The organism is Novosphingobium sp. MMS21-SN21R (genome assembly GCF_031846015.1).
Classification (GTDB): Bacteria; Pseudomonadota; Alphaproteobacteria; order Sphingomonadales; family Sphingomonadaceae; genus Novosphingobium.
The window spans coordinates 3,281,561-3,298,487 of record NZ_JAVRDU010000001.1; the positions used below are offsets into that span (position 1 = coordinate 3,281,561).

Genomic DNA, 16,927 nt, shown 5'->3' on the forward strand with positions numbered 1-16,927 from the left:
CAGGGCTGTCCCTCGCCTGCAAACCTTGGCATAGCGCGGCGATGAACAGCGCCGCTGCCTCTGCTCTTGCGATGACCCTTATCGTCGCAGTGCGCTATCTGGCCACAAGCGGGCTGTTTGCATGGGCCACGCACAAGGTGCGACCCGGCCACTACAAGGGCCTGGAAAAGCAGATCCGCTCCGAAATCGCGTGGAGCCTTGCCACCGCCGCGATCTACGGCGTGCCCGCCGGGATCGTCGCCTGGGGCTGGCAACAGCGCGGCTGGACGAAGATCTACACTGACCCCGCCGCCTTTCCGCTGTGGTGGATGCCGCTCTCGCTGCTCGCCTATCTCGTGATCCACGATGCGTGGTTCTACTGGACGCACCGCTGGATGCACCGGCCTGCCGTGTTCCGCGCGGTCCACGCGATCCACCACGCCAGCCGCCCGCCAACCGCGTGGGCCGCGATGAACTTTCATCCTGTCGAAGCGGCAATCGTATCGCTGCTGATCCCGGCGCTGGTGTTTTTCATTCCCATCCATATCGCGATGCTCGGGCTCGTTCTGCTGATAATGACCGTGATGGGCGTGACCAACCACATGGGTTGGGAGATGTTTCCGCGCGCGCTCGTTCATTCGCGGTTGGGCGGATGGCTGATAACCGCGAGCCATCACAACCGGCACCACGAACTCTACCGCTGCAACTACGGCCTCTATTTTCGCTTCTGGGACCGGCTCTGCGGCACCGACAAGGGACTTTCCGCACCATGAAGCCCACATTCCGGATGCTGCTCGCACTTTCGCCGTCAGTCCTGCTCGGCAATGCACCCGGCACGACGACCGTCACCATCGATCTGACCGGGATGCGCAACAGCACCGGCATGATCTATGCCTGCATGACCGCGAAGCCCAAAGCGTTCCCCAAGGCGTGCGATGCCGATCCGGACCGCCGCACGGCATCGGTCAAGGCCAGCGATGGCCGCCAGCTGGTCATCCGCGACGTGCCCGCTGGACGCTATGCCATTGCCGTGCTGCATGACGAGAACGGCAACAAGAAGATGGACATGACCCTGTTCCTGCCAAAGGAGGGCTACGGCTTTTCCCGCGACGCGCCGGTGAAGATGGCTCCGCCCAAATTCGATGCCGCAGCGTTTGACGTGAGCGCCGGCAAACCGGTGCACATGACAATGAAGGTTCGCTACATCTAGTGGCCGACGCGCCGGTTCCGCCTGCTGAAATCAAGCCAGCGGGCGGTTCGCTTGCGCCGTTCCGCTACCCTGCCTTCCGCGCGATCTGGACGGCAAACCTGTTCTCGAACATCGGGTCGATGATCCAATCGGTCGGCGCGGCGTGGCTGATGACCGAGCTGACCACGTCGCATGTGCTGGTTGCGCTGGTGCAGGCCTCGGCCACGATCCCGATCCTGTTACTGGGCATGTTTGCGGGCGCCATCGCCGACAATTACGACCGCCGCCGCGTGATGCTTGCCGCGCAATCGGGCATGCTGGTCGTTTCCGCCGCACTCGCCGCTCTGGCCTACACCGGAAGCATCGGGCCGCTGTCGCTGCTGGCGCTGACCTTGATGGTGGGCATGGGCACCGCGCTGAATGGCCCGGCATGGCAGGCCTCGGTGCGACTGCAAGTGGGGCGCGCAGACCTGCCGCAAGCGATCTCGCTCAACGCCATCTCTTTCAACCTTGCGCGCAGTGTCGGCCCCGCACTTGGCGGCATCCTGATCTCGCTATGGAGCACCAGCCTCGCTTTTGCCATCAACGCGCTGAGCTATCTCGGCATGATTGTGGTGCTCTCTCGCTGGCGCCCCGAATCACTGCCGCCGACGCGCGAACCAATGCTCGCCGCAATCGGGCGAGGCTTGCGCTTCTGTGCAAGCTCATCCCCGATCCGCAAGGTACTGATACGCGGCTTTGCCATCGGCTTCGGCGCGGCAGGCCTGCAGGCCCTGATGCCGAGCATTGCGCGCGATGTGCTGAAGGGTAGCGAACTCGATTATGGGTTGATGCTCGGTGGATTTGGCATCGGCTCCATCGTGACCGCGCTGTGGATCTCGAAGATCCGCCGCCGCCTCGGCAGCGAGGCTGTGGTGACGGCTGCAACGCTGATCTTTGCCGCCGCGCAAGTGCTGATGGCTTCGGCCACCGGCGTGCCCATGGCGATCGTCGCAGCCTTTTTCGGCGGAATGGGCTGGGCCAGCGCGATGACCAGCCTCAACGTCGCCATGCAGTTGCGCAGCCCCGAGGACATCCTCGGCCGCTGCCTGTCGATCTATCAGGCGGTCACCTTCGGCGGTATGGCACTGGGTGCATGGGCGTGGGGCAGCGTGGCCGACTTCGCCAGCCTGCAGACCGCGCTCCACGCCGCCGCCGTCTGGTTGCTGGCCTCACTTGCCATGCACTTTTTTGCGCCTATGCCGACGCGCGAAGAAGGCCGCCTCGATGCCGTACCGGAGAGCAAACCGTGATTGATGACCGCCCCTTGCGCTCGCTGCTTTACATGCCCGCCAGCAACGCCCGCGCGATGGCCAAGGCCCGCACGCTGGATTGCGACGGCGTTGCGCTCGATCTCGAAGACGCGGTCGCGCCCGAGGCCAAGGCCGATGCCCGCGCCGCACTGGTAGCTGAGGCAAAGGCCGGAGGCTTCGGCCACCGCCGCCTGATCGCCCGGATCAACGGTCTGTCCACGCCGTGGGGACATGATGATCTGAGGGCGCTGGCTCCTGCCCCGGTCGAAGCGATTCTCGCGCCCAAGGTCGATGATGCCGCCGATATCGTTGCGCTTTCCGAAGGCATGGACGCCGCAGGCTTCGCGCCGCACGTCGCGCTGTGGGTAATGATCGAAACGCCGCGCAGCATTCTGGCGCTCGAGCGCATCGCTGCATGTGCCGCCACCACCCGCCTCACGGGCTTTGTCCTCGGTCTCAACGATCTCGCCAAGGACAGCGGCATTGCCCAGCTTCCGGGCCGGGGCGCGTTCCTTCCGGTGCTGACCATGGCCGTCCTCGCCGCGCGCGCGCATGGGTTGCTCATCCTCGACGGGGTGTGCAACGCGATCGACGATACTGCGCGGCTCGAAGCCGAATGCGTGCAGGCGCGCGATTCGGGATTCGACGGCAAGACGCTGATTCATCCCGCGCAACTTGAGGTCTGCAACCGGGTGTTCGCGCCAAGCGAGGCAGATATCACCGAAGCCGAAGCAATCGTTGCGGCTTTCGCCGACCCTGACAATGCGGGCAGGGGCGCGCTTCGTCTCAATGGAAAAATGGTGGAATTACTGCATCTTGCACAAGCCCAGAGCCTGCTCGCCAAGGCAGCAGCCATCGCTGCTCGCGGATAGGCGGCGCACCATCACTGGCGCAACTTAAGCACATTTTTACGAAGTTGCGCCAGATCAGGTTCCGAAGAAGGGGACTTGGTGAGCCTGATGGATACCTTGCGCGGATTTGACCGGAACGATGTCGATGCCGAACTCGACCTTTCGGGGTTTGAGGACGACGTGGTGGCGAGCGATCCGCCGCCGCCGGTCGGGCAGGACGAGCGCCGCATGCAAGTGCGCGCCTACAACTATTGGGCGGGCCTGCTCGGGCAGAACAGTTTCCCTCCGGTCGCCACGCTCCTCGATGGCGTCTATCCCGATTTTGCCGAAAACGCGGTGCTGCTGCACTTCGACGAAGGCATCGAGGACCCCGCGATCTCCTTCGTCGGCGGAAAGCTGGCCGAGGAATGCGGCACCGAAAGCTCGATTGCACGGCTGAGCCAGGTGCCGGGCCGCTCGCTGCTCTCGCGCATCACCGATCATTATATGCAGATCATCGCCAATCAGGCGCCGATCGGTTTCGAAGCGGAATTCGTCAACCAGCACGGCCGCACGATCCTCTATCGCGGCATCCTCCTGCCGTTCCGCCGCACCGCTCGACTACATCATGGCGTGACAACAATCACCTCGCCGCAGGCAGCCGACGCGCTGCGTCCGATCGCGGGCAACCTCGCCTTCGCATTCTTCGCCATCGGCATCATCGGCACGGGCCTGCTGGCCGTGCCGGTGCTGGCAGGCGCCGCGGCCTATGCCGTGGCCGAGACGTTCCGCTGGCCCGAAGGCCTTGACCGAAAGCCGCGCGAGGCCAAGGCGTTCTATGGCGTGATCGCGCTGGCCCGCTCGGCGGCGTCGCGCTCAATTTCACCGGGCTCGACCCGATGCGCGCGCTCTATTGGGCCGCCGTGGTCAACGGGTTGCTTGCCCCGCCGCTGATGGTCGTCACCATGTTGATCGCGCGCAACCCGCGCGCCATGGGCCACCTGACGATCTCGCGCAAACTCGCCTTCGGCGGCTGGCTTTCCACCGCCGTGATGTGGGGGATTGCGCTGCTGTTCCTGTTCGGCTGAGCGCTACTTGCTGCCGCCATGGTCCGAACGGCCGAAGTCTGGTCGCGCGTCGTCCTGACCCATTTCGATGATCCCCCGGCGGATGGCGCGGGTGCGGGCGAAGTGGTCGAACAGCGTGTCGCCGTCGCCCTTGCGGATCGCCTTTTGCAATTCGGTCAGGTCTTCGGTGAAGCGCTGGAGCATTTCCAACACGGCGTCGCGGTTTGACAGGAATACGTCGCGCCACATCGTCGGATCTGATGCGGCAATGCGGGTGAAATCGCGGAAGCCGCCTGCGGAATACTTGATCACCTCGCTCTGCGTGACCTCCTCAAGGTCAGAGGCGGTGCCGACTATGGTGTAGGCGATGAGGTGCGGCAGGTGGCTGGTGACGGCAAGCACGAGATCGTGGTGATCCGGCTCCATCGTCTCGACCCGCGCGCCCAGCGCCTCCCAGAACGCCACCAGCCGCGCCACTTGGGCGGCGTCGGCGTCGGCCGGCGGAGTGACGATGCACCAGCGGTTGTGGAACAGCGAGGAAAAGCCCGCCTCTGGCCCGCTCCGCTCAGTGCCTGCAACCGGGTGTGCAGGGATTACGTGATGCCCCGGCAGCGCTTCGGCGAGCGCCCGCGCAACCGATCCCTTGGACGAGCCGACATCGCTGATCACGGCGTCCTGCGACAATCCCGGCGCAAGCGCGCGCGCGGCATCACCCATCGCACCGACCGGCACGCACAGAATTACAAGGTCCGACCCTTGCGCTGCCTCCGCCGCTTTTTCAGCCACTGTGTGCGCAAGGCCCAGTTCGCGCGCCTTTGCACGCACAGCGGCATCGGCATCGAAGCCAACCACCGTCACGCCCGGCAGATGCGCCTGCACCGCACGGCCGATCGACCCGCCCAGAAGCCCGAGGCCAACAATCGTGACCTGCCTGAACGCTGCTTCGCTCACTTTGCGGCCTCACACATAGTGCGGATCGCATCTGCAATCTCGTCCATCTGCGCCGCCGTGCCGATGGTGATGCGCAAGCCCTGCGGCAGTCCCTGCCCCGGCAGCCAGCGTGTGATGTAGCCGTGATCCATCAGGCCAAGGTACACTGCTTCCGCGCTCAGCTTGCCCTCGAACAGGATCAGCACGAAGTTGGCCTGGCTCGGCAGCGGGCGCACGCCATGGTTGCCCAGTGCCTCCAGCTTTTCGACGAACCGCGCGCGCTGCTCGGCATTGTGGCGGCGCGAGGCCTCGACGAACGCCTGATCGCGCACGGCGGCAAGCCCGGTCGCCTGTCCGCTCAGTGATACGTTGAAAGGCCCGCGAATGCGGTTGAGCATGTCCACCACATCGGCGTGGCCGGTGCCCCAGCCGATGCGCTCGCCCGCAAGGCCGTAGATCTTCGACAACGTCCGCGTGACCAGCACGTTGGCCGCAGAGGCTGCCAGTTCCAGCGCGCCGTCGTCATGCTCTGGATCGAGATATTCGGCATAGGCCCCGTCGAGCACCAGCAGGATGTCGGGACGCAAACCGGCGTGCAGCCGCGCGATTTCGGCACGGGGCAGCCAGCTTCCGGTGGGATTGTTGGGATTGGCGAGGAATACCACCTGCGTCCGCTCAGTCACACAGGCTAGAAGCGCGTCCACGTCGGTGCCGTAATCGGCGTCGGGCGCCACCACCGGCACCGCGCCGCAGCGCCGCGCGGCAATGTCGTAGACCGAGAAGCCATAGCGCACATAGAGCACTTCATCGCCCGGCCCGGCATAGGCCTGTGCCGCCAGATTGAGCAGTTCGTCAGAGCCCGTGCCCATCACGATCCGCCTGGGATCGATGCCGTGGACCTCACCGATTGCCCGGCGTAATTCCACGCTGTCTGGATCGGGATAGCGCGCAGGATCGCCCGCATGGCCGCGCGCCTCAAGTGCAGCGGCGCTGGAACCCAAAGGGTTCTCGTTGGCGGAAAGCTTGGTCAGCACCTTGCCATCGGCCCCGACAGATTTGCCGGGGACATATGCGTGAATGCCGAGGATCCAGTCCTTGGGCTTGGGAGCGTTTGCCATAATGGCTCGCGCCTTAATGATTGCGTCGGTTTCCGGCAAGCGAACCCCGGATCGCAAACAAAAAAAGGGCCGGAAGCGGGCTAGCGCTTCCGGCCTTGAGTCTGTTCGCAGGAGGAACATGGTTTGGCGGAGTGAGGGATGAGAGGGAGAGGATCTGGTTTCCCCCACTCCGCCAATTCGGTAAACTTAGTAGTTGTAGGCGCGCTCTCCGTGCTCGGAGATGTCGAGGCCTTCACGCTCGGCTTCTTCGGTAGGACGCAGGCCCATGACCTTGTCGACGATGAAGAAGAGGATCGCTGAGCCGATACCCGAGAAGAGCAGCGTGATGATCACAGCCTTGGTCTGGGTCCAGACCTGTCCGGCCATGTTGTAGCTGTCTGCGTCGAAGCCGGCAGGGAACACGGTGTAGTCGAACACGCCTTGGCCACCGAGCGACGGAGCCGCAACAATGCCCGTGGCGATGGCGCCGACGATGCCGCCGATGCAGTGCACGCCGAACACGTCGAGCGTATCGTCGTACTTCAGCTTGTTCTTCACCGTGCTGACGAAGAAGTAGCAGATCGGCGAAACCACGAAGCCAAGGACAATCGAGGTCATCGGCGCGCCGAGACCCGAGGCCGGCGTGATGGCAACGAGACCGGCGACGGCACCCGTTGCAGCACCCAGCATCGAAGGCTTGCCGTGGTGAAGCTGTTCGACGATCGCCCAGGAGACGGCGGCGGCAGCGGTGGCGACGAAGGTGTTGATGAAGGCGACAGCGGTCACGCCGTTGGCTTCGAGGTTGGAACCAGCGTTGAAGCCGAACCAGCCCACCCACAGCAGCGAAGCGCCGATCATGGTCATGGTCAGCGAGTGCGGCGGAGTGGCTTCCTTGCCGAAGCCGATGCGCTTGCCGATCATGATGCAGCCGACGAGGCCTGCGATACCAGCGTTGATGTGAACGACAGTGCCACCGGCGAAATCGAGCGCGCCCATTGCCCACAGGTAACCGGCATCGGTCGGAGCATCAGCCAGGAAGTCCGGACCAGCCCAGTACCATACCATGTGTGCCATCGGGAAGTAGATGCAGGTCAGCCACAGGACGGTGAACACCATCAGGGCGCTGAACTTCACGCGTTCCGCGAATGCGCCGACGATAAGCGCCGGCGTGATGCAGGCGAAGGTCATCTGGAAGATGACGAAAGCATATTCGGGAATGTAGACGTTATTCGAGAAGGTTGCCGCGTAGGTCGTGGCATCCACGCCCATCAGGAAGACCTTCGAGAACCCGCCGATGAACGGTCCACCGCTGGTGAAGGCCATCGAATAGCCCCAACTCACCCAGACGAGTGCTGCGACCGAAACGATCATGAACACCTGCATCAGCACGCTGAGCATGTTCTTGGTGCGGACAAGACCGCCGTAGAAAAGTGCGAGAGCAGGAACGCTCATCAGAAGGACGAGCACGGAGCTTACAAGCATCCAGGTCGTATCGCCCTTGTCGACCATGCCGGCCATCTGTTCAACCGAAGGCGCCTTGATCGGCCCTTCCTGTGCAATGGCAGCCGTAGCGGCAAAGAGCGAAGCGCCCGTTCCCACCAAGCCACCGATCATCTTACGGATCATGTTGGTTCCCCTAAGGTCGGAAATGGAAAGCCCGCTCAAAGCGCGGTGTCCCCGGTTTCGCCGGTGCGGATGCGGGTTGCCGACGCGAGGTCGAGAACGAACACCTTGCCGTCACCGATAGCTTCCGTGCTGGCGGCCTGCTGGATCGTTTCCACGATCTGCGGCGCGAGGTCGTCGCTGGCGGCGATCTCGATCTTCACCTTTGGAAGCATATTGGTGGAATATTCAGCGCCGCGGTAAATCTCGGTCTGGCCTTTTTGCCGACCAAAACCCTTCACCTCCGACACCGTCATCCCAGCTACGCCCAAAGCCGACAGCGCTTCACGCACTTCGTCGAGCTTGAACGGCTTGATGATGGCGATGATGAACTTCATTCATGCCCCCTTTCGCGACCCTTCGCACCGGACGAACTGCCGGCTTGAAGAGTTAAGCAAAGGGCGTGCCAAATCCGCATTCATACGGAATCAGCCGTTCACGGGAACAAAACTGGCTATCTGGTGGTTATGAGCGCTCGAATCTTGTGCAGGATTGGCGCTCTGCTTAAATTTTAGGCAAGGGGGTGTGCCCGGATTCAGGGCAGACGCAGATTAGCCCAGACTGGCAGATGATCTGATCCCACCGCCGCCAAGGCGCTGTGATGCACACCCACGCCGTCGACTTGCAGCCCTTCGCTCACCACGATCCGGTCAAGTTGCGCCAGCGGACGGCGCGAGGGAAAGCTGCGGCCCGGCGTCAAAACCCGCAACGGCGCACGAAACGCGGCCAGCGCCCCACCCGCCGCCGACCATTCGTTGAGATCGCCCATCATCACCGCATGCCCCTGCTCGTCGTGACCGGCGATATGCGCGCAGACCGCCTCGACTTGCGCACGGCGTCGCAGACCCGACAGGTCAAGATGCATGCCGATCACCCGCACCACCTGCCCGCCCACCCGCAGGCTTACGCAGACTGCCCCGCGCGGCTCGATGGTAGGCAAAGGCACGGCGCAGGCCCCGATCAGCTCGATACCACGCCGCACCAGCAGGGCATTGCCGTGCCAGCCCATGCTCGAAGCCGTGCGCGCACTGTCGTAATGCCCCGGCTCGACCGCAGCCCAAGGGCTGTGATCGTCAAGCGCCGCGCGCGGGATCACCGCTTCGCGCAGACCATAGCGACGGTCGGCCTCCTGCAAGGCAATCACATCGGCATCGATCTCACGCAAGACGGTCAGGATGCGCTCGGGATCGCGCCGCCGGTCAAGCCCGACGCCCTTGTGGATGTTGTAGCTGGCGACCTTGAGCTTCATGCAGGGAGCTTCACGCCGTTCAGAGGAAATCCTTCAGCGTTGCGACGAACTTTTCGAACTGGTCATGGTGCAGCCAGTGCCCGGCGTCGGCAAATTCGACCACTTCGGCGTTGCGGAAATTCGCGGCCAGCCCGTTCCTGTCCGGATTGCCAGCCCACGAATCCGCGCCGTTGAGCAATAGCGTCGGGCAAGTGATCGCCTTCCACAGATCGTTACGCTGATCAGTGCTGATATCATAGGGTGCGCCGTCGACATTGAGATGCGGGTCGAACTTCCAGCTGAACGTCCCGTCCTCGTTGCGCGTGATACCGTGAATGGTCAGGTGCCGCGCCTGCCCGTCAGTCAGATAGGGGTTCTCCCCCTTCATGCGGGCGTAGGCATCTTCGAGGCTGGCATAACGGCGCGGCAATCTGCCTGCGGCTTTCCGCTTTTCGCCAATGAATTCGCGAACGCGCCGGGCGAAAGGCACATCCTTGATCAAGGCCTCGCGCTCCGGCGTCGGGAACAGCCCCTCGATCGCCACGATCTTGCGCACGTTTTCCGGGAAAAGGCCGGCATAGCGCAGGCTGGTGTTAGCGCCCCACGAATGGGCAACGATCGTTACCGGCGCCAGATCGAGCTGGTGGATCAGTTGGGCCACGTCATAGACGAGATCCATCGTCCGGTAATTGCCGTCCGATGTCCACTGGCTGTCACCATGTCCCCGGTGGTCGAATGCGATGACGTGCCAGTCTTCGCGCAGAGCCTCGGCAGTCCAGTCCCACGAACGGCAGTGGTCCCGCCCGCCGTGCACCAGCAACAGCGGCGGCTTGTCGGTATTACCCCAGTCCACATAATGGAGCCGCAGGCGTTGCGAGATGAACGTGTTCGAGGTGGGACCGAGCAACTGCATGGAGGGCTAACTGCGCCCGATGCCCGCCGGTTTCAACCCCGTATGACTTACCTTTCTTTGGTAGCCGAAAAGACCAGCTCGGGATTGCGCTCCTGCTGGTAGCTGACGTCCCACGACGATCTTGCCATGAACACCGGGTCCCCGTCTCGATCCTTGGCAAGGTTGGACATATTGAAATCCGTGAACGATTTCAGCGCCGTATCGCTGCCTTTGAGCCAGCGTGCGGTATCGAACGGCGATGCTTCCAGCACGGCCTCGACCTTGTATTCCGCTTCCAGCCGAGAAATCAGCACGTCAAGCTGCAACTGCCCGACCACGCCGACGATCCATTGTGAACCGATCTCCGGGTAAAACACCTGGATCACGCCCTCTTCCGAAAGGTCGTCCAATGCCTTGCGCAGCTGCTTGGTCTTGGTCGGATCCTTGAGCGCAACGCGCCGCAGGATTTCGGGCGCGAAGTTGGGCAGCCCGGTAAAACGCACGTCGTTGCGTTCCGACAGAGTATCGCCCACGCGCAAGGTGCCGTGGTTGGGAATGCCGATGATATCGCCCGCCTCGGCCGTATCGGCAATCTCGCGGTCCTGCGCGAAGAACAGGATCGGCGAATGGACCGCAATCGGCTTGCCAAGGCCCGAAGGCGTCAGCTTCATGCCGCGCCGGAACGTGCCCGAGACCATGCGCATGAAGGCGATGCGGTCACGGTGCTGCGGGTCCATGTTGGCCTGCACCTTGAAGATGAACCCGGTCACGTCCGCGCGCTCGGGATCGATCGTGCCCTGATTCGACGATTGCGGGCGCGGCGGTGGCGCGAAACTGGCAATCGCCTCGATCAGGTCGATCACGCCGAAGTTCTTGAGTGCCGATCCGAAGTAGACCGGCGTCAGGTCGCCATTGCGATAGGCCTCCAGATCGAACTCCGGATAGCCAGCCCGTGCCAGCTCGATCTCCTCGGCAATATCCGCGGGAATGGCGCCAGAGGCATAGGGCGCAGATTCAATCTTGCCCAGAAACTCGCGGCTGTCGCCCTCGGGCCGCGCGATGGTTTCGTCGGCAAAGCTCATCACGCCCTGGAAAATGCCGCCCATGCCGATCGGCCACGACATCGGAACCACGTCGAGCGCCAGCGCGTCAGCCACTTCATCCAGCGTTTCGAACACCGAGCGGCCCTCGCGGTCCACCTTGTTGACGAACGTGATGATCGGGACCGAGCGCAACCGGCACACCTCGAACAGCTTGCGCGTCTGCGGCTCGATGCCCTTGGCCGCGTCGATCACCATGATCGCCGAATCGACTGCCGTCAGCGTGCGATAGGTGTCCTCGGAGAAGTCCTCGTGGCCCGGCGTATCGAGCAGATTGAAGACGATGCCGTCCTTCTGGAAGGTCATCACCGAGGACGTCACGGAAATCCCGCGCTGCTGCTCGATCTTCATCCAGTCCGACCGCGCACGCCGCGCCTGCCCGCGCGCCTTGACCTCGCCCGCAAGATGAATCGCGCCGCCCTGAAGCAGCAGCTTCTCGGTCAGCGTCGTTTTACCGGCGTCGGGATGGGAAATGATGGCGAAGGTGCGGCGATTGGACATGGGGTTGGCCCCTAAACGGGACGAACGCTTACGTCCATGCGGAAGCTGCGCGTTGCGCCGGGTTCCAGCAGCACCACGCCTGGCTTTTCGCGGAAATCTCCGGCGAAGTGTTCGGGGTCGGCATGGCCAGCCCATGGCTCGATGCAGATATAGCGCCCGCCCGGTACCTGCCACACGCCAAGCGATGGCGTATCGGGAAAGGCGATGTCGAGCCAGGCCCCGTCATCCGCGCCATATGAAAGCGAGCGGCTGGCAAGATCGTCCCAGATCATCGCATCGGCGCGGAACAGGTCTTCGGACAGCTCGAGTTCGCGCGCCCTGACCGGCGTCGGCTCGCCTGCATCGAGCAGCAGCCCGGTATCGCGCGCTACGCGGCGAACGTCCTGCGGTTCTTCTGCCTCGAAAACCAGCTTGTGCGCCGCCTTGTCCGCCCCGCCGGGAAGCGGCCAGGCAAACGCTGGGTGATAGCCGAAGCTGAACGGCAGCACGCCCGCGTTCGGATTGGTCACGCTCGCCTCGGTGAACAGCGTCATGCCCTCCACCCGGAATGTCACTTCCAGAACGAACCCGAACGGATAAACCGCGCGCGTATCGGGCGAATCGGTCAGCCGGAACCGCGCCTGCCCTGCTTCGACCTGAACCGGCGCAAACACGCTGCGGCGCGCAAAGCCGTGACGCGGCATGGGATAGGCCGCGCCGTCCAGCCGCAACACGTCACCGCTCAACGATCCCACGATCGGAAACAGCAGCGGCGCATGCCCGCCCCAGAACGCCGGGTCGGCATCGGTCATGTACTCGCGACCCTGCGAATCCGTCAGCGACCACAACTCAGCCCCGAGCGGATTGATCCGCGCAGTCAGGCCCCCGCTGCTGATCGAGATCAGTCCGTCGCTGAATTCGCCCATTTTCATCCGCGCAAGCTTGCGCCCTGCTTGGCCGCTGCCGCAACGACCTTGTCGGCAATCGCCTTCAAGGCGGCTTCGTCATAGGACTTCTCGACCGGCTGCAGCGTCACTTCGATGGCCAGGCTCTTCTGCCCCTCGGGCACGCCCGCGCCCCGGAAGTCATCGAACACCCGGGCCGCGACGATGTTGGACTTGTCCGCCCCCTTGACCGAGCGCAACAGATCGCCCGCCGCCACATCGGCCGAAACGAGAAACGCAAAGTCGCGCGTGACGGCCTGTAGCGGCGGCGGTGCAAAGTGCGGACGGGCAAAGGCGCCCGCGCCCTTCTTTGCCGGAATCCGGTCGAGGAACAGTTCCAGCACCACGACCGGCGCGCCGATATCGAACGCCTTCGCAGTCGCCGGATGCAGCACACCGAACCGCGCCAGCACGGTCTTCGGCCCCAGCCGAAGCGTGGCCGACTGCCCCGGATGGAACTGCGCCCCTGCTTCGCCCATGACCTGAAGGTTATCGACCGGAGCGCCTGCTTCGGCCAGCAGCGCCAGCGCCTCGGCCTTGGCATCGAACGCATCGAATGCCGCTGCCTTGCCCGAGGCCCAGCCGCGCGCGACCTTCTCGCCCGCCAGCACCACGGCGAGGCTCAGCTTCTCGTCGCTCGCGCCACCAGCACCGCGCAGATAGCGCCGCCCGATCTCGAACAACCGCACCGAAGCGGCTCCGCGATCCAGATTGCGCTTCACCGCAGACAGCAGCCCCGGCAGCAGCGAAGGCCGCATGGTCTTGAGGTCTTCAGAAATCGGATTGGCCAGCGTCCACAGCGCTTCACCATCGGCGAAATGCGCGGCTTCCGCCTCGGGCAGGAACGACCACGTTACCGCCTCGTGCAGTCCGCGCGCCGCAGCCGCACGGCGCACCCGGCGCTCGAGCATCTGCGCCGCCGTTGCAGTGGGTTTGGCCACGCCATCTGCGCGCGGAAGCGGCGTCGAAGGCACAGCATCCAGTCCGTGTACGCGGATCACTTCCTCGACGATGTCGGGCGCGCCGTCCACGTCCGGGCGCCATGTCGGCACGGTTACGGTCCAGTCGGCCGCCACGGCGAAACCGAGCGCGGCCAGAATGCGCTTCTGCTCCCCGCCCGCCACATCGACCCCGCCAAGCCGTCCCGCCAGCGCCGGATCATAAGCAATGGTCTTGCGCGCCAGAGGCGGCTGCCCCGCGCGCACGACTTCCGATGCCTCGCCGCCGCAAATCTCAAGGATCAGAGCAGTCAGCAGGTCCATGCCGGTATCGAGGAACGCCGGGTCCACCCCGCGCTCGAACCGTCCGCGCGCATCCGATGCCAGCGCCAGCGCCTGTCCGGTCCGCGCAATCGAGGCCGGATCGAAATAGGCCACTTCCAGCAGCACATCGGCCGTCGTGTCGTCGCAGCCCGAATGCTCGCCGCCCATGATGCCGGCAATGTCGTGCACGCCCGCATCGTCCGCAATCACCGTCATCCACGGCTCAAGCGCATATTCCTTGCCGTTGAGCGCCGTGACCTTCTCGCCAGCAGCAGCCTTGCGCGCCACAACCGCGCCGGAAAGCTTGGCAAGATCATAGGCATGCGCCGGGCGGCCATAGCCGAGCATCACGAAGTTGGTGACGTCCACCAGCGCGGAGATCGGCCGCTGTCCTGCAGACTTGAGGAAATCCTGCATCCACTTCGGGCTAGGGCCGTTCTTCACCCCGCGAATGACGCGGCCATAGAATGCCGGGCAACCTTCGGCATCATCGGTGCGCACTTCGACCGGGCAAGCAAAGCTTCCCGCTACCGGCGCCGCCGCAATCGGCTTCAACACGCCAAGCCCCGCCGCCGCCAGATCGCGCGCGATACCGTAAACGCCCATGCAATCCGGACGATTAGGCGTGATCGCCACGTCGAACACCGGGTCCGACCCAATGTAGTCGGCAAAGCTGGTGCCGACCGGCGCGTCCGCTGGCAGTTCGATGATCCCGTCGTGATCCTCGCCCAGGCACAGCTCGCGGGTCGAACACATCATGCCGTTCGATTCGACTCCGCGAATAGCCGAATTGCGCAAGACCATGCCATTGGACGGAACCACCGCGCCCGCCACGCCCAGCACGCCAACAAGGCCGGCACGCGCATTGGGCGCGCCACACACCACCTGTAGTGGCGCGGCCTCACCCAGATCGACCGACAGCACCTGCAGCTTGTCCGCCTGTGGATGCTTGTCCGCGCTCAGCACGCGAGCGACGCGGAACTTGGTCAGCGCAGCCGAGGCATCTTCGACACCTTCGATTTCCAGCCCAAGCGAGGTAAGCTTTTCGGCGATAAGTTTCGCATCGGCCTTCGTATCGAGGACCGAGCGCAACCACGAGAGCGAGAACTTCACGAACGTACTCCAACACCGCCGGAAGGGTCGGCACGTCGAGCGCACCGAAACCGTAGTGGCCCAGCCACCGTGCATCGCCATCGAAGAAGGCGCGCAGATCATCGAGACCGTATTTCAGCATGGCGAGCCGGTCGACGCCGGTGCCGAAGGCGAAGCCCTGCCATTCGTCAGGATCAAGCCCGCCGAACTCGATCACCTTGCGGTTGACCATGCCCGACCCCAGCACTTCCATCCACCCGCCGTCCGCCGCATCGCCGCTACCACCCACCACGCGCTTGCCGTTCACCAAGGTATAGCCGACGTCCACTTCCACTGACGGCTCGGTGAACGGGAAGTAGCTGGGGCGCAGACGCAGGACGATGTCCTCGCGCTCGAAGAACGCCTTCAGGAAGGTCTCCAGCGTCCACTTCAGGTGGCCGAGGTGAATACCCTTGTCGATCACCAGACCTTCGATCTGGTGGAACATCGGCGTATGCGTCGCGTCCGAATCCGAACGGTACACGCGGCCCGGCGCGATGATCCGCAAGGGTGCGCCCTCTTTCAGCATCGTGCGGATCTGCACGGGCGAAGTGTGCGTGCGCAGCAGCATCGAGCGCCCTTCGCCGTCCTTGTCCGGGAAATAGAACGTATCGTGCATCGCGCGCGCCGGATGCGTTTCCGGCATGTTGAGCGCAGTGAAGTTGTGCCAGTCGTCCTCGATCTCTGGCCCGCTCGCCACGGCAAAGCCCATGTCGGCGAAGATTTCGGCCAATTCGTCCATCACCTGTGACACCGGGTGGACTGAACCGCGCGGCATTTCCGGCGCGGGCAGCGAAAGGTCGATCGTCTCGGACGCCAGCCGCGCTTCAAGCGCCGCACCTTCCAGCGCGCCCTTGCGCGCCGCAAGGGCCGATGTAACCGCTTCGCGCACGGCCTGAATTTTCGGACCTTGGCTGGTGCGCTCCTCTGGCGTCATTCCGCCCAGAGACTTGAGCAATGCGCTCACCCATCCCTGCTTGCCTAGCGCCGCGACGCGGATCGCCTCTACGGCCTCGGGTGTGGTCGCGTCGGCAATGGCGGCGAGCGCCTCATCCTGCTGTTGATCGAGCTGTTCCATGCGCGAAGCCGCTAGCGGCAAACGGCCCGGTTGAAAAGTCTGCTGCTTATCTGCGTGTCGGTGCGTCGAGCGCCTGCACCGCGCTGCCCATGAATTCCTGCCGCGCGCGCATCACCGCTTCCAGCACGGGTTTGGGGCTGGCGGCATACTCGGTCGGGCTGGTGCCCATAAACCGGTGGAAGTCGCGCACGAATTGCGCCTGATCGTGATAATGCCCGTCCATCGCCCCGATCCAGTGCAGCGATGGATCGAGCATATATTGCACCAGACTGCGCATGAAGCGCTGGCGGCGCAACAACAGGCGCGGCGTAAATCCGAAGTGCCGGGCGCAGATCCGCTCCAGCGTGTGCGCGGGCAAGTGCGCCGCCTCGGCCATCTCGCTCACGCTGGAAACGTCCGGGTCCATCAGTGCGGCATGGACCGCAACGATACGCGGATCGTCTCCCTCGCTGCTGGAATCGAGAGCACGCGAAAAGTAATCGGTAATCCGTTGCAATTCGGCAGCTTCATCCGCGGTCTCGCCAAAGACCCCGCATGCAAGCGGCCGAAACTCTCAAGAAACGGCTCGGTATCCACCGCAAAGATGCGGTCGGCATAGCGGTTGGCCTGAACGTTCAGAAACCGCGCCCAGCCCAGCGGCAAGAAGCCCACGCCCCAGATCCGCGCGCTGCCGACGGTAAAGCGCAGAGTCGTGCTGGTCGGCCCGGTAAAGTTTGCAGCGACACACGCCGAAGTGGGGCTGCCCGGAAGTTCGGAATCTGGATAA

Annotated in this window: 16 protein-coding genes and 2 pseudogenes; 6 read left to right on the forward strand and 12 right to left on the reverse strand. The window is 64.0% G+C overall.

The window, feature by feature from the left end:
- Positions 1-41 precede the first annotated feature (41 nt).
- From RM192_RS15970 to RM192_RS15995, 6 genes are all read left to right on the forward strand, one after another.
- On the forward strand, positions 42-752 hold the full coding sequence (locus RM192_RS15970; protein ID WP_311505457.1) for a sterol desaturase family protein: 711 nt from the start codon (positions 42-44) through the stop codon (positions 750-752).
- Positions 749-1,189 (forward strand): DUF2141 domain-containing protein, encoded by a 441-nt coding sequence (locus tag RM192_RS15975; protein WP_311505458.1) that lies wholly within the window; start codon positions 749-751, stop codon positions 1,187-1,189. The genes RM192_RS15970 and RM192_RS15975 overlap by 4 nt, the downstream gene beginning before the upstream one ends.
- Positions 1,189-2,460 (forward strand): MFS transporter, encoded by a 1,272-nt coding sequence (locus tag RM192_RS15980; RefSeq protein ID WP_311505459.1) that lies wholly within the window; start codon positions 1,189-1,191, stop codon positions 2,458-2,460. The genes RM192_RS15975 and RM192_RS15980 overlap by 1 nt, the downstream gene beginning before the upstream one ends.
- Complete coding sequence (locus tag RM192_RS15985) at positions 2,460-3,332, forward strand: CoA ester lyase (protein ID WP_311508534.1); 873 nt, start codon at positions 2,460-2,462, stop codon at positions 3,330-3,332. The genes RM192_RS15980 and RM192_RS15985 overlap by 1 nt, the downstream gene beginning before the upstream one ends.
- 87 nt (positions 3,333-3,419) lie before the next feature.
- Positions 3,420-4,244, forward strand: a complete 825-nt coding sequence (locus RM192_RS15990) for a divalent metal cation transporter (RefSeq protein ID WP_311508655.1) — start codon at positions 3,420-3,422, stop codon at positions 4,242-4,244.
- The gene (locus RM192_RS15995; protein WP_311508532.1) at positions 4,244-4,378 is read left to right on the forward strand and encodes a hypothetical protein; all 135 of its coding nucleotides are present in this window, start codon (positions 4,244-4,246) and stop codon (positions 4,376-4,378) included. The genes RM192_RS15990 and RM192_RS15995 overlap by 1 nt, the downstream gene beginning before the upstream one ends.
- A 3-nt stretch (positions 4,379-4,381) precedes the next feature.
- Here the strand turns inward: RM192_RS15995 and RM192_RS16000 are convergent, their stop codons facing one another.
- The 12 genes and pseudogenes from RM192_RS16000 to RM192_RS16055 all read right to left on the reverse strand — a co-directional run.
- Complete coding sequence (locus RM192_RS16000) at positions 4,382-5,308, reverse strand: prephenate/arogenate dehydrogenase family protein (protein WP_311506139.1); 927 nt, start codon at positions 5,306-5,308, stop codon at positions 4,382-4,384.
- Positions 5,305-6,405 (reverse strand): histidinol-phosphate transaminase, encoded by a 1,101-nt coding sequence (locus tag RM192_RS16005; protein WP_311506138.1) that lies wholly within the window; start codon positions 6,403-6,405, stop codon positions 5,305-5,307. Before RM192_RS16005 ends, RM192_RS16000 begins: the two co-directional genes overlap by 4 nt.
- A gap of 186 nt (positions 6,406-6,591) precedes the next feature.
- Positions 6,592-8,010, reverse strand: a complete 1,419-nt coding sequence (locus tag RM192_RS16010; protein WP_311506137.1) for an ammonium transporter — start codon at positions 8,008-8,010, stop codon at positions 6,592-6,594.
- Between the two features lie 35 nt (positions 8,011-8,045).
- Positions 8,046-8,384 carry a P-II family nitrogen regulator gene (locus RM192_RS16015; RefSeq protein ID WP_054107869.1) on the reverse strand — a complete coding sequence of 113 codons (339 nt, stop codon included), beginning with the start codon at positions 8,382-8,384 and terminating at the stop codon, positions 8,046-8,048.
- 197 nt (positions 8,385-8,581) lie between these two features.
- Complete coding sequence (locus RM192_RS16020) at positions 8,582-9,295, reverse strand: endonuclease/exonuclease/phosphatase family protein (protein WP_311506136.1); 714 nt, start codon at positions 9,293-9,295, stop codon at positions 8,582-8,584.
- Between the two features lie 19 nt (positions 9,296-9,314).
- Positions 9,315-10,187, reverse strand: coding sequence for an alpha/beta hydrolase (locus RM192_RS16025; RefSeq protein ID WP_311506135.1), 873 nt, complete (start codon positions 10,185-10,187; stop codon positions 9,315-9,317).
- Between the two features lie 47 nt (positions 10,188-10,234).
- Positions 10,235-11,767: a peptide chain release factor 3 gene (locus tag RM192_RS16030; protein WP_311506134.1), complete on the reverse strand. Its 1,533-nt coding sequence runs from the start codon at positions 11,765-11,767 to the stop codon at positions 10,235-10,237.
- An 11-nt stretch (positions 11,768-11,778) separates the two neighbouring features.
- On the reverse strand, positions 11,779-12,672 hold the full coding sequence (locus tag RM192_RS16035) for an aldose 1-epimerase family protein (protein WP_311506133.1): 894 nt from the start codon (positions 12,670-12,672) through the stop codon (positions 11,779-11,781).
- A 2-nt stretch (positions 12,673-12,674) separates the two neighbouring features.
- Positions 12,675-15,065: a phenylalanine--tRNA ligase subunit beta gene (pheT, locus tag RM192_RS16040; protein WP_311506132.1), complete on the reverse strand. Its 2,391-nt coding sequence runs from the start codon at positions 15,063-15,065 to the stop codon at positions 12,675-12,677.
- Positions 15,062-16,161 (reverse strand): annotated as a pseudogene (gene pheS / locus RM192_RS16045) (phenylalanine--tRNA ligase subunit alpha). Before pheS ends, pheT begins: the two are co-directional and overlap by 4 nt.
- Before the next feature lie 46 nt (positions 16,162-16,207).
- Positions 16,208-16,567, reverse strand: a complete 360-nt coding sequence (locus RM192_RS16050) for a helix-turn-helix domain-containing protein (RefSeq protein WP_311508533.1) — start codon at positions 16,565-16,567, stop codon at positions 16,208-16,210.
- Positions 16,567-16,927, reverse strand: a pseudogene (locus tag RM192_RS16055) (hypothetical protein); the annotation flags it as partial. The gene RM192_RS16050 and the pseudogene RM192_RS16055, both read right to left, overlap by 1 nt.

What these genes read in the sequence shown, in the direction of transcription:
- RM192_RS15970 (WP_311505457.1), top strand. Translation starts at nt 42, where the DNA reads ATGAACAGCGCCGCTGCCTCTGCTCTTGCGATGACCCTTATCGTCGCA.
- RM192_RS15975 (WP_311505458.1), top strand. Translation starts at nt 749, where the DNA reads ATGAAGCCCACATTCCGGATGCTGCTCGCACTTTCGCCGTCAGTCCTG.
- RM192_RS15990 (WP_311508655.1), top strand. Translation starts at nt 3,420, where the DNA reads ATGGATACCTTGCGCGGATTTGACCGGAACGATGTCGATGCCGAACTC.
- RM192_RS15995 (WP_311508532.1), top strand. Translation starts at nt 4,244, where the DNA reads ATGGTCGTCACCATGTTGATCGCGCGCAACCCGCGCGCCATGGGCCAC.
- RM192_RS16005 (WP_311506138.1), bottom strand. Translation starts at nt 6,405, where the DNA reads ATGGCAAACGCTCCCAAGCCCAAGGACTGGATCCTCGGCATTCACGCA.
- RM192_RS16010 (WP_311506137.1), bottom strand. Translation starts at nt 8,010, where the DNA reads ATGATCCGTAAGATGATCGGTGGCTTGGTGGGAACGGGCGCTTCGCTC.
- RM192_RS16015 (WP_054107869.1), bottom strand. Translation starts at nt 8,384, where the DNA reads ATGAAGTTCATCATCGCCATCATCAAGCCGTTCAAGCTCGACGAAGTG.
- RM192_RS16020 (WP_311506136.1), bottom strand. Translation starts at nt 9,295, where the DNA reads ATGAAGCTCAAGGTCGCCAGCTACAACATCCACAAGGGCGTCGGGCTT.
- RM192_RS16025 (WP_311506135.1), bottom strand. Translation starts at nt 10,187, where the DNA reads ATGCAGTTGCTCGGTCCCACCTCGAACACGTTCATCTCGCAACGCCTG.
- RM192_RS16030 (WP_311506134.1), bottom strand. Translation starts at nt 11,767, where the DNA reads ATGTCCAATCGCCGCACCTTCGCCATCATTTCCCATCCCGACGCCGGT.
- RM192_RS16035 (WP_311506133.1), bottom strand. Translation starts at nt 12,672, where the DNA reads ATGGGCGAATTCAGCGACGGACTGATCTCGATCAGCAGCGGGGGCCTG.
- RM192_RS16050 (WP_311508533.1), bottom strand. Translation starts at nt 16,567, where the DNA reads ATGGACCCGGACGTTTCCAGCGTGAGCGAGATGGCCGAGGCGGCGCAC.